Consider the following 11046-nt stretch of genomic DNA (forward strand, 5'->3'; position numbering starts at 1 on the left):
CGAACACATCGTCTACGCCATCGCCCTGATCGGACTCGCCCTCACCGGCGCCGGCACCACCCTCGGACTCGGCACCCAATGGGCCGCCACCCCACTCGTCCGCCGCTACCCGATCCTCAAGTAACCCATCCGGCTCCCGGCGCCCACCCCCGGCCCCCGGGGGTGGGCGCCGGCATGTCCGTGACGCTCCCGGCACCGCTCGCACGGCGCGCGTGCCGTAATGAGACGTACATCACCTTAGAGACCCTAATATTTGGGTAATTCGCTCTCTTGAACTCTTCGTGTTTAGGGCGATATTGTTAGCGCCATGATCGCGCCCAGGACTCCGACGACCGCCGAGGAGCTGCGCGGGGCCGGCCTGCGGGTGACGGCCGCCCGCGTCGCACTGCTCGAGACCGTCCGCAGCGGTGACCACCTCGACGTCGAGGCGATCGCCGCCGGGGTGCGCGATCGCGTGGGCCACGTCTCTCTGCAGGCCGTGTACGAGGCTCTCCACGCGCTCACCGCGGCGGGGCTCGTACGTCGCATCGAACCGGCCGGCAGCCCGGCGCGGTTCGAGGGCCGCGTCGGCGACAACCACCACCACGTCGTGTGCCGGTCGTGTGGTGTCGTCGCCGACGTCGACTGTGCGGTCGGCGAGGCGCCGTGCCTTTCCGCGTCCGAGACACACGGCTTCATGATCGACGAGGCCGACGTCATCTACTGGGGCGTGTGCCCCGGCTGTTCCACCCTTCGCACTTCGTGAGCCCCATGATCCAGCTAGTTCAGAAGGATTGCCTTGACTGAGAACCACGACGCAATCGTTGTCGACCCGAAGACGGAGGGCGAAGGCGGCTGCCCGGTCGCGCACACGCGCGCCCCGCACCCGACCCAGGGCAGCGCCAACCACCAGTGGTGGCCGGAGCGCCTCAACCTGAAGATCCTCGCCAAGAACCCCGCCGTGGCCAACCCCCTCGATGAGGGCTTCGACTACGCCGAGGCGTTCACGTCCCTCGACCTCGCGGCGGTCAAGCGGGACATCGCGGAGGTGCTGACGACCTCGCAGGACTGGTGGCCGGCCGACTTCGGCAACTACGGGCCGCTCATGATCCGGATGGCGTGGCACTCTGCGGGCACCTACCGGATCAGCGACGGCCGCGGCGGCGCGGGATCGGGCCAGCAGCGCTTCGCCCCGCTCAACAGCTGGCCGGACAACGCGAACCTCGACAAGGCCCGCCGGCTGCTGTGGCCGATCAAGAAGAAGTACGGCAAGCAGATCTCGTGGGCCGACCTCCTGGTCCTCACCGGCAACGTCGCCCTGGAGTCGATGGGCTTCAAGACCTTCGGCTTCGCCGGCGGCCGGGTGGACGCCTGGGAGCCCGACGACGACGTCTACTGGGGCCCGGAGACCACCTGGCTCGGTGACGAGCGCTACAGCGGCGACCGTGAGCTGGAGAACCCGCTCGCCGCGGTCCAGATGGGCCTCATCTACGTCAACCCGGAGGGCCCGAACGGCAACCCGGACCCGCTCGCCGCGGCCCGCGACATCCGTGAGACGTTCGGCCGCATGGCGATGAACGACGAGGAGACGGTCGCCCTCATCGCCGGTGGGCACACCTTCGGCAAGACCCACGGCGCGGGCCCGGCCGACAACGTCGGTGTCGACCCCGAGGCCGCCCCGATCGAGCAGCAGGGCCTGGGCTGGAAGAACAGCTACGGCACCGGCAAGGGCGCCGACACGATCACCAGTGGTATCGAGGTCACCTGGACCTCGACGCCCACGAAGTGGTCCACCAACTTCTTCTGGAACCTGTTCGGCTACGAGTGGGAGCTGACCAAGAGCCCGGCCGGCGCGTGGCAGTGGAAGCCGAAGAACGGCGCCGGCGAGGGCTCCGTTCCCGACGCCCACGACCCGTCGAAGCGTCATGCACCGGCCATGCTGACGACCGACATCGCGCTCAAGGTGGACCCGATCTACGGCCAGATCTCGCGGCGCTTCTACGAGAACCCCGACGAGTTCGCGGACGCGTTCGCCCGCGCCTGGTACAAACTGACCCACCGCGACATGGGCCCGGTCGTCCGCTACCTCGGCCCGGAGGTCCCGTCCGAGGTGCTCCTGTGGCAGGACCCGCTCCCGGAGCGGACGTACGAGCTTGTCGACGCCGGTGACATCGCCGACCTCAAGGGCCAGATCCTCGCCTCGGGCCTGTCGGTCTCCCAGCTCGTGTCCACCGCGTGGGCGTCGGCCGCGTCCTTCCGCGGCAGCGACAAGCGCGGCGGCGCCAACGGCGCGCGCATCCGCCTGCAGCCGCAGAGCGGCTGGGAGGTCAACGACCCCGAGCAGCTCGCGACCGTGCTGCGCACCCTGGAGGGCGTCCAGCAGTCGTTCAACGCCGCCCAGACCGGTGGCAAGCAGGTCTCCCTCGCCGACGTGATCGTGCTCGCCGGGTGCGCCGCCGTCGAGAAGGCCGCCGCGGACGCCGGTTACGACGTCACGGTCCCCTTCGCTCCGGGACGCGTGGACGCGTCGCAGGAGCAGACGGACGTCGAGTCGTTCGCCGCGATGGAGCCGGCGGCCGACGGGTTCCGCAACTACTACAGGAAGGGCAACCGGCTGCCGGCCGAATATCTGCTGGTCGACCGGGCGAACCTGCTGAACCTCAGCGCTCCGGAGATGACGGTCCTCATCGGTGGCCTGCGCGTTCTGGACGCCAACCACCAGCAGTCGAAGCTCGGTGTCTTCACCGAGACCCCCGGGGTCCTGACCAACGACTTCTTCGTCAACCTGCTCGACCTGGGCACGGAGTGGAAGTCGACGTCGGAGGACCAGACCACGTTCGAGGGGCGCGACCCCGCCACGGGCGAGGTCAAGTGGACCGGCACCCGGGCCGACCTCGTCTTCGGGGCGAACTCCGAGCTGCGCGCGGTCGCGGAGGTCTACGCGAGCGACGACGCCAAGGAGAAGTTCGTGAAGGACTTCGTCCGGGCGTGGGACAAGGTGATGAACCTCGACCGGTACGACCTGGTCTGAGCCTGACATGACGTCCGGGCCGGCCCCCACGGGCCGTCCCGGACGTTCGTCGTTTCAGGACCCAGACGATGTTCTCGCCATGCGAGCGATCAGCGCATGGTGGCGCGGTGGTATCGGCCCGCGAGGGCGCGTACGAGTTCGACCAGTTCCGGCGGCTCTGTCACGGTGAAGTCGATGCCGAGCAGGCCGAGATGGACGGCGAGCGCCTCGACGCTCCCGGCGCCGGTGTCCAGCAGGCACCGGCTGTCGTCGATCGGCGTGACGGTGCCGATGGCCGCGTTGATCCTTTCGGCGACCAGCTCGGCGGGCGCGTGCATGATGACCTGGGCCCGGTATCGCCAGGCGGCCGAGGACACTCCCCGGCGCACCTGGTCGACGGGGTCCTCCGGCAGCTCGCGTGGGGTGAAGCGGGGACCCGTCGGGGTACGCGGGCTGATCCGGTCGATCCGGTACGTCCGCCAGCCGGCCCGCGCGACGTCGAAGCCGATGAGATACCACCGTCTCCCCCAGTTGACCAGCCGGTAGGGCTCGACGTCCCGCCGGCTGTCCGAACCGTCGTGACTGCGGTAGTCGAACCGCAGCCGCTCATGGTCCCGGCAGGCGGTGGCGATCGTGGTCAGGGTGTCCGCGTCGACCCGCGGGCCGGGCTCGTCCCTGGGCACCGCGACGGCGTACTGCTGGAGGGTGCTGACCCGGCGCCGGAGCCGGGACGGCAACACCTGCTCCAGCTTGGCGAGCGCACGCAGCGAGGTCTCCTCGACCCCCGTGATGGTGCCACCGGCGGCGGTCCGCAGCCCGATCGCGACGGCGACCGCCTCCTCGTCGTCGAGCAGCAGCGGCGGCAGCGTGGCCCCGGCGCCGAGCCGGTAGCCGCCCACGGCGCCCCGCCCGGCGTGCACCGGATAACCGAGGTTTCGCAGGCGGTCCACGTCGTTGCGGACGGTCCGGGTGCTGACCGACAGCCGCTCGGCCAACTCGGCGCCGGTCCACTCGCGGGGTGTCTGCAGCAGGGAGAGCAGGCGCAGCAGCCGCGCCGAGGTTTCCAACATTCCCCGAAGTCTGCCAGGCAATTAGGAACGAACTGTGCCTAATTGCTTTCTATCGTGATGACCACAACGAACGGCACCGCGATCACCCTGTTCCGGATCCATGCTGTTCATCTCGGGTGAAAGGAAACCCTTCATGTATCTGGTCGTTGGCGCCACGGCTCACTTCGGACGTCAGGCGGTTGAGGAGCTCGTCCGCGCCGGGGCGCCGGTGCGTGCGCTGACCCGGTCTCCGGAGAAGGCCGGGCTGCCCGAGGGCGTCGAGGTCGTCCAGGGTGATCTGACCAAGCCCGAGACGCTGCCGGCGGTCGTGCACGGTGTCGAGGCCGCCTTCCTGGTCCTGCAGTACGGAGCCGACGTCGCCCCGCTCCTGGAGGCCGCGCACGAGGCCGGTGTGCGGCGGCTGGTGTTCCTGTCGTCGGGGGCCGTCGACGCGGGGGCCGAGCGGCAGCCCGACGTGATCGCCCGATACCACCGCTACGTCGAGCGGGCCATCGAGGCCTCCGGGATCGAGTGGACGTTCCTGCGGTTGCTGTTCCCCGCCATCAACTCGTTGACGTTCGCGATGCAACTGCCGGGCGGCGATGTGATCCGCGCGCCGTACACCGAAGCCGCCTTCAGCGCCGTGCACGAGCGGGACGTCGCCGAGGTGGCCGCGCGGATCCTGACCGGCGGCGGGCACGCGGGCCGGGCCTACGACCTGACCGGCCCCGAGTCGCTGACCCAGGCACAGCAGGTACGCATCCTGGGCGAAACGCTGGGACGCACGCTGACCGTCGAGGACCTCGACCCCGAGCCCGTGCGAGCGCAGATGAGTCAGTTCATGGACGCCGAGTTACTGGCGGCGCTGTTCGATCTCATGGCGAAGGCGGTCGGGAAGCCGGCGCCGGTCAACGACGTCGTCGAGCAGATCACCGGGCATCCCGCGCGCACCTACGCCCAATGGACCACGGATCACAAGGCCGACTTCGGCGGCTGACCGACCAGGGCAGGGGGACGGACAACCGCCGTCCCCCTGCCTCGATAACCGAAAGGAGGCGGCAATGCCGCCGATGCTGGAGCGGCGCGAGCTGGGGCGAGCGCTGCTGGCCCGCCAGATGCTCCTGGAGCGGGTCGACGCGACAGCCGAGGAGGCGATCGCGCGGCTGGCCGGAATGCAGGCGCAGGCTCCGTACGCGCCCTACTTCGGGCTCTGGACCAGGGTGCGGGGGTTCGGCACCGATGACCTGGCGGACGCGCTGACAGGGCGCCGGGTGGTGCGGGTCGCGCTGATGCGCAGCACCGTCCACCTGGTCACGGCGACGGACTGCCACTCGTTGCGGACATGGGTCCAGCCTGCGCTCGACCGGGAGTTGGACACCGCGTACAAGAAGGCCCTGGCCGGCCTGGACCTCGCGGTGGTGGTGGAGGCGGGGCGCGTCCTGCTCGACGAGCGGCACCTCACTCCCAAAGAACTCGGGCAGGCGCTGCACGAGCGATGGCCCGACCGCGAGCCCCGCGCGCTCGCCACAGTGGTGCGGAACCGGGTGCCACTGGTCCAGGTGCCGCCACGCGCCGTCTGGGGCGTCGGCGGTGCCACGCGGTACGCGATGGCGGCGCCCTGGACGGGAACCGCGCCCGCGTCGGCGCCCGACCCCGAACGGATCGTGCTGCGCTACCTCGCGGCGTTCGGCCCGGCCTCGGTCAAGGATGTGCAGACGTGGGCGGGCCTGACCCGGCTGCACGCCGTCATGGAGCGGCTGCGGCCACGGCTGGCCGTCTTCCGCGACGAGCATGGAGTGGAGCTGTTCGACCTGCCGGACGCGCCGCGCCCAGGCGCCGACGTCCCCGCCCCGGTTCGCTTCCTGCCCGAGTACGACAACCTGCTGGCCTCCCATGCCGACCGCACCCGCGTGATCTCAGACGAAGCCCGCCGACGCGTGGGCACCCGCAACGGCATGCGCGCGACCTTCCTGGTGGACGGCCAGGTGAGGGGCGCGTGGAAACTCGACACGCACAGGACGTCGGCGACTCTGGAGATCGACTCTTTCTGGCCGCTGTCCGCCGCAGAACGCGCCGAGGTCGAGGCGGAAGGCGCGCGGCTTCTGGAGTTCGCCGCGCCCGGAGCCGCACACGACCTCCGTGTGACCACCTGATACATGACTGCTTTCCAACCATGCGCGCGGCGACGCCGGGACACCCCCGCTGAATCGCAAGATCGCCTCAGTGTCCGTGCCGGTCTTCATCGGATGCTCGGTGGCTGGCGAGATGCTGCACGTCGACAGACCAGGGCCGGCGACCCGTGCGCCGGCCCGCCACTACTCGTCCTGGTTCTTCTCCGTCTGTTGCTGCCGCTCGTGGTAGGCGCGGCGCTGCTCCTCGGCCCGCTCCCGGCAGCGGCGGAGGAACTCCTCGTCGTCGTCGGGGTTGGAGGGGACGAACCGGCCCGGCCGGTCGTACTCGGGGAAGCGCCCGGTGTCGCCCTTGTACGGCGGCCCGCCGGGCCGCGTCACGGTCTGCGGCCGGCCCGCGACCAGCCACAGGATCGACCCGATCTCGGGGAGGAACAGGACGATCAGGATCCACAACCCCTTGGGAAGGTTGCGGCAGTCCTGCTCCGCCGTGATGATCACGTCGAACAGGCAGAAGATCCACAAGGCGAGCAGAACCAGACCGAACCCGCCGTAGATGAGGGGCATCCCGAATCCTCCCAGTTTCAGACGCGCAGAGCGTAGTGGATTCGATCATCGTCCGGCGGGACTTTCCCGGTAGGCGATCTTTCCCGATGTGCGCGCCGACCGGCGGCTCCGCCGGCTCCCGGCGCGAGGGGAGATCCCGCGGTGCCGTGGCGATACGGTGGCGGTGCCGTGGCGACGGTCGCGGGGTCGTCCTGACGCCGTAACCGGGTTCCGGAGGTCTCCCCCCGCCCCCCGCTCGGTGCGCACGTCGCGGCGGACTCTACGATCCTCGGGTGACCACCTTCACCCGCGGATTCCACGGCAGACGCAGGGGCGAGGACGACCGGCTCCCGCCCGGCCAGTACCTCGCCGAGGACTTCCCCGTGCTGTCGGCCGGGCCCACGCCGCACGTGCCGCTCGACCGGTGGGAGTTCACGATCGACACCGAGGCGGGGCAGACGCACCGGTGGACGTGGCAGGAGCTGACGGCGCTGCCGTACGAGGAGCCGGTCGTCGACATCCACTGCGTGACCAGCTGGTCCAAGCTCGGCACCACCTGGCGGGGCGTCTCCCTCGACGTGCTCTTCGAGGACGTCGAGTCGACGGCGGACTACGCGCTGGTCTACTCGTACGGCGGCTACACGACTAACCTGCCGCTCGACGACCTGATGGACGGCAAGGCGTGGATCGCCTACCGCTATGACGGCGAGGATCTGACGCCGAGCCACGGCGGACCGGCCAGGCTGCTCGTGCCGCATCTGTACTTCTGGAAGTCGGCCAAGTGGGTGCACGGCATCCGGCTGCTGACCGAGGACTGGCCGGGTTTCTGGGAGACCGCGGGCTACCACAACTACGGCGACCCGTGGCGCGAGCAGCGCTACGCCGATGACTAGGTGGCGCGTCGCGCGCCTGACCAAGGTGCGCGACGAGAACGGCACCGCCCGCACGCTGGTCTTCGACGTGCCCGACTGGCCCGGCCATCTGGCCGGTCAGCACGTCGACGTCAAGCTCACCGCCGGGGACGGCTACTCCGCCCGCCGCAGCTACTCCCTCGCCGGGCCCGAGGGCGTGGAGCTGACCGTGCAGCGGGTGCCCGACGGCGAGGTCTCGCCGTATCTCACCCTGGACATGGAGCCCGGCGACGAGCTGGAGCTGCGCGGCCCGGTGGGCGGCTGGTTCGTCTGGCGTCCGGACGGACCCGCGCCGGTGCTGCTGGTCGCGGGAGGCGCGGGCATCGTGCCTCTGATGGCCATGATCAGGGCCCGCCGCGCCGCGGGTGCGGACACGCCGTTCCGGCTGGTCTACGCCGTGCGCTCGCCCGAACAGCTCTGCTACACCGACGAGCTGCTGCGGCCCGATCCCGGCGTGTCGGTCTCGCTCGCCTACACGCGCCGGGCCCCCGAGGGGCATCCGAGGCCGCCCGGCCGCCTCACCGCCGCCGACCTCGGCCCGTACGGCGAGGCCGACTGCTACGTGTGCGGCCCCACCGGCTTCGTGGAGTCCGCGGCCGCGCTCCTGGTGGGGCTCGGTCACGACCCCGCGCGCATCAGAACCGAACGCTTCGGCCCCACGGGAGACTGACATGCAGGCCGATTACCTCGACGGGAACGCACTGGCCGGTCCGCTGGCCGAGATCTTCGCGGCGGACGTCTCCGCCGCCGTCAGCCGCTGCGCCGCCTGCGGCCAGACCGGCCCGGTGGCCTCGCTGCGCGTGTACGACCGGGCCCCCGGTCTCGTGGCCCGCTGCCCCGGATGCGAGGAGGTCGTGCTGCGCCTGGTCCGGAGCCCGGACTCGGCCTGGCTCGACCTGCGCGGCGCCGTCACCCTGCGCATCCCGCTGCGCGACGGGACAGGACCCGGCGGTCAGCGGTAGGCGTAGCAGTAGTTCGACTTGCCCTTGAACCGGTGGAAGGCCTTCGGGTCGTGATAGCGCCAGCGGCAGCCCGCGTCGCGCCGGCTCTGGGTGAGGTACATGGTGTCGCCCTTCCGCTTGATGCAGTACGCGCCGGGCGTGGGCGTCTCCCGATACTCGACCCACTCCCAGCCGAGGCTCACGCAGTAGTCGGTGAAGCGTCCTGGTCCCAGCTCCACGACCCGCTTGGCCGGCGTGGGCGAGGGCTTCGCGGGCTTCGCCGCCGGAGAATCGGCGGGGACCGGCGCGGTCGTCTTCGAGTGGCGGACGGTCGGCCGTGCGGTGACCGTCCGGGTCGGAACCGGCCCCGTGGTGTCGGACCCGGTGGTGTCCGGCCCGGCCGTGGACCGGCGCACCCGCGGCCGGTGTGAGGAGCCGGGCGACGCGGAGGGCGAGGCGGCGGAGGGCGAAGGGGCCCCGGACGGGGACGAGCCGCCACCACCGGTGTCCACCGAGGTGGCCGGGGCCGTGGCGACCGCCGCCGCCCGCTCCGTCGCCGCGGACCCGGCCCCCGTGAACGGCAGGTGCACAGACGGCAGCAGCGCGACGACGGCGGCCACCGTGGCTGCCGCCGCCACGACGACGGCGGCGACGACGGCCCGGACCCGCCTGCGCCGCCCACCTCCCGGCACGGTGACCGGCCCGATGCCCGGCCCGACGACCGGCTCGATGCCCGGCCCGGACGACGGGTCGGTGCCGGGCGGGGGCGTTTCCCGGGCCGGCGGCTCTGAGGAGGCGGGTCCGGCCGGCACACCGGATGAGACGAGTACGGCCGGCGTGACCGGCACGCCGGGCGCGGCGGATTCCGGCGGCGCGGCCGGCGCGGCTTGCGCGGCTTGCGCGGCTTGCGCGGCTTGCGCGTCGTGGCGCGGGCGGACGAGGCGGTCGACGATCTCCCGCGCGGTCGGCCGCCGCCGGGGGTCCTTGGCGAGGCAGATCGCGAGCAGGTCGCGCAGCGGCGCCTCGATCCCCTCCAGGTCGGGCTCCTGGTTGAGGATCCTGTTGATGATGGCGGGGATGGCGTCGGCGCCGAACGGCGGGCGGCCCGTGGCGGCGAACGCGATCGTGGACGCCCAGGCGAACACGTCGAGGGCGAAGCCGAGCTCGCCGGCCGCGAGCTGTTCGGGCGCCATGTAGGCGGGCGTGCCGACGATCTGGCTGGTCATCGTGCTCGTGGTGGCGAGGGCGCGGGCGATCCCGAAGTCGATGACGCGTGGCCCGTCCGGTCCGATCAGCACGTTCTGCGGCTTGAAGTCCCGGTGGAGGACCCCGGCGTCGTGCAGGGCGACCAGAGCGGTGGCCGTGCCGATGGCGAGCCGTTCGAGCGCGCCGCCCGACAACGGCCCCCGCCCGGCCACCACCTGGTTCAGCGGAGGCCCCTCGACGTACTCGCTCACGATGTACGGCCGGCCGCCGTCCATGCCGGACTCCAGCACCTGTGCCGTGCAGAACCGGGCGACCCTGCGGGCGAGCTCCGCCTCGCGGGTGAAGTCGGCGCGGGCCGCGGCGTCCTGGCCGAGCCGCGTGTGGAAGAGCTTGACCGCGACGACGTCGCCGGACTCGGCCTCGCCGAGGTAGACGACGCCCTGCCCTCCCTCGCCGATCCTGCCGGTGATGCGGTAGGAGCCCAGGCCTGCGGGATCGCCCGGCTCCAGCGGCTGCGGCATGACTCTCCGGTGGGTCGGTGGCACGTTCGGAAACCCCAGTATCCCGCCGAAGATCGGCGACAGGACCGGATTCGGTGGAAAGGACCCGATGGGCGGGCCCGCCGAACCGACTCCCCGCCACGCAAACGGGCACCCCCGCGCGTGGCGGGGGTGCCCGTGGCGCTCCTCCTGGTCAGGAGCGCGTCATCGCGGTTCCACCGGTCAGGAGGCGCTGCACGTCGGCGTCGACGTCTCGGCGCTGCCGTTGGCCAGGAAACCGAAGGTGGTGGTGCCGTTGGCGGACAACGTGCCGTTCCACGACTCGTTGCGCACCGAGACCGAGGCGCCGGAGCCGGACTTGAGGCCGCCCCACACCTGGGTGATGGACGGGGAACCGGACCAGCTCCAGTTCACGGTCCAGCCGTTGACCGCCGAGTTGCCGGCGGTGACCGTGACCTCGGACTGGAAGCCGCCAGGCCAGGAGTTCACCGTACGCATCGTCGCGCTGCATCCACCCGGCTGGGGTGAGGTGCCGGGCGACGGGCTGACCGGCGGACTCGGACTCGGGCTCACCGGCGGGGTCGGGCTCGGGCTGGGGCTGGGGCTGACCGGCGGAGTGGGGCTGGGCGAGGTGTCGGGAACGGCGGCGTTGAGGGCGTTGAGGACCGAGGTGTAGGCGGCCTTCTTGTTGCCGTTGCCGTCGAACAGCAGCGGGGTCTGGCTGGAGCGCCAGGAGTCGCTGTCGCGCACGCCCCACACGGTGATGCCGACGCAG

Annotated in this window: 11 protein-coding genes; 7 read left to right on the forward strand and 4 right to left on the reverse strand. The window is 71.5% G+C overall.

Annotated elements, in window-relative coordinates; all coding sequences use genetic code 11:
• Positions 1-307: 307 nt before the first annotated feature.
• Together FLX07_RS35445 and katG are read left to right on the forward strand one after the other, a co-directional pair.
• Entirely contained in the window at positions 308-745 is a 438-nt protein-coding gene (locus tag FLX07_RS35445; protein ID WP_142576285.1) for a Fur family transcriptional regulator, read from the forward strand.
• A gap of 33 nt (positions 746-778) precedes the next feature.
• Entirely contained in the window at positions 779-3010 is a 2232-nt protein-coding gene (gene katG, locus FLX07_RS35450; protein WP_142576291.1) for a catalase/peroxidase HPI, read from the forward strand.
• An 89-nt stretch (positions 3011-3099) separates the two neighbouring features.
• Here katG and FLX07_RS35455 read toward each other — a convergent pair whose 3' ends face one another.
• Complete coding sequence (locus FLX07_RS35455) at positions 3100-4059, reverse strand: helix-turn-helix transcriptional regulator (protein ID WP_142576293.1); 960 nt, start codon at positions 4057-4059, stop codon at positions 3100-3102.
• A 133-nt stretch (positions 4060-4192) separates the two neighbouring features.
• Here FLX07_RS35455 and FLX07_RS35460 point away from each other — a divergent pair, with 133 nt between their 5' ends.
• Both FLX07_RS35460 and FLX07_RS35465 read left to right on the forward strand, forming a co-directional pair.
• Positions 4193-5035, forward strand: a complete 843-nt coding sequence (locus FLX07_RS35460; protein WP_142576295.1) for an NAD(P)H-binding protein — start codon at positions 4193-4195, stop codon at positions 5033-5035.
• Positions 5036-5099: 64 nt separating this feature from the next.
• Positions 5100-6191 (forward strand): winged helix DNA-binding domain-containing protein, encoded by a 1092-nt coding sequence (locus FLX07_RS35465; protein ID WP_142576297.1) that lies wholly within the window; start codon positions 5100-5102, stop codon positions 6189-6191.
• A gap of 162 nt (positions 6192-6353) precedes the next feature.
• Here FLX07_RS35465 and FLX07_RS35470 read toward each other — a convergent pair whose 3' ends face one another.
• Positions 6354-6734 carry a PLD nuclease N-terminal domain-containing protein gene (locus FLX07_RS35470; protein WP_142576307.1) on the reverse strand — a complete coding sequence of 127 codons (381 nt, stop codon included), beginning with the start codon at positions 6732-6734 and terminating at the stop codon, positions 6354-6356.
• Positions 6735-7006: 272 nt separating this feature from the next.
• Here FLX07_RS35470 and FLX07_RS35475 point away from each other — a divergent pair, with 272 nt between their 5' ends.
• Genes FLX07_RS35475 through FLX07_RS35485 form a run of 3 tightly spaced genes read left to right on the forward strand, consistent with a single transcriptional unit; the run spans position 7007 to position 8586 of the window.
• Entirely contained in the window at positions 7007-7606 is a 600-nt protein-coding gene (locus FLX07_RS35475) for a sulfite oxidase-like oxidoreductase (RefSeq protein ID WP_142576309.1), read from the forward strand.
• Positions 7599-8294: a ferredoxin reductase gene (locus FLX07_RS35480; protein WP_142576311.1), complete on the forward strand. Its 696-nt coding sequence runs from the start codon at positions 7599-7601 to the stop codon at positions 8292-8294. Before FLX07_RS35475 ends, FLX07_RS35480 begins: the two co-directional genes overlap by 8 nt.
• 1 nt (position 8295) lies before the next feature.
• Complete coding sequence (locus FLX07_RS35485) at positions 8296-8586, forward strand: DUF6510 family protein (protein ID WP_142576316.1); 291 nt, start codon at positions 8296-8298, stop codon at positions 8584-8586.
• Here FLX07_RS35485 and FLX07_RS35490 read toward each other — a convergent pair.
• Positions 8577-10292 carry a serine/threonine-protein kinase gene (locus FLX07_RS35490; protein ID WP_142576318.1) on the reverse strand — a complete coding sequence of 572 codons (1716 nt, stop codon included), beginning with the start codon at positions 10290-10292 and terminating at the stop codon, positions 8577-8579. The genes FLX07_RS35485 and FLX07_RS35490 overlap by 10 nt on opposite strands.
• 201 nt (positions 10293-10493) lie before the next feature.
• Positions 10494-11046 (reverse strand): cellulose binding domain-containing protein (locus FLX07_RS36785; RefSeq protein ID WP_191049457.1); only part of this gene is annotated, 553 nt, incomplete at its 5' end.

Source organism: Microbispora bryophytorum (genome assembly GCF_006874465.1).
GTDB lineage: Bacteria > Actinomycetota > Actinomycetes > Streptosporangiales > Streptosporangiaceae > Microbispora > Microbispora bryophytorum.

What these genes read in the sequence shown, in the direction of transcription:
- FLX07_RS35490 (WP_142576318.1), bottom strand. Translation starts at nt 10,292, where the DNA reads ATGCCGCAGCCGCTGGAGCCGGGCGATCCCGCAGGCCTGGGCTCCTAC.
- FLX07_RS35465 (WP_142576297.1), top strand. Translation starts at nt 5,100, where the DNA reads ATGCCGCCGATGCTGGAGCGGCGCGAGCTGGGGCGAGCGCTGCTGGCC.
- FLX07_RS35485 (WP_142576316.1), top strand. Translation starts at nt 8,296, where the DNA reads ATGCAGGCCGATTACCTCGACGGGAACGCACTGGCCGGTCCGCTGGCC.
- FLX07_RS35460 (WP_142576295.1), top strand. Translation starts at nt 4,193, where the DNA reads ATGTATCTGGTCGTTGGCGCCACGGCTCACTTCGGACGTCAGGCGGTT.
- FLX07_RS35455 (WP_142576293.1), bottom strand. Translation starts at nt 4,059, where the DNA reads ATGTTGGAAACCTCGGCGCGGCTGCTGCGCCTGCTCTCCCTGCTGCAG.
- FLX07_RS35470 (WP_142576307.1), bottom strand. Translation starts at nt 6,734, where the DNA reads ATGCCCCTCATCTACGGCGGGTTCGGTCTGGTTCTGCTCGCCTTGTGG.
- FLX07_RS35480 (WP_142576311.1), top strand. Translation starts at nt 7,599, where the DNA reads ATGACTAGGTGGCGCGTCGCGCGCCTGACCAAGGTGCGCGACGAGAAC.
- FLX07_RS35445 (WP_142576285.1), top strand. Translation starts at nt 308, where the DNA reads ATGATCGCGCCCAGGACTCCGACGACCGCCGAGGAGCTGCGCGGGGCC.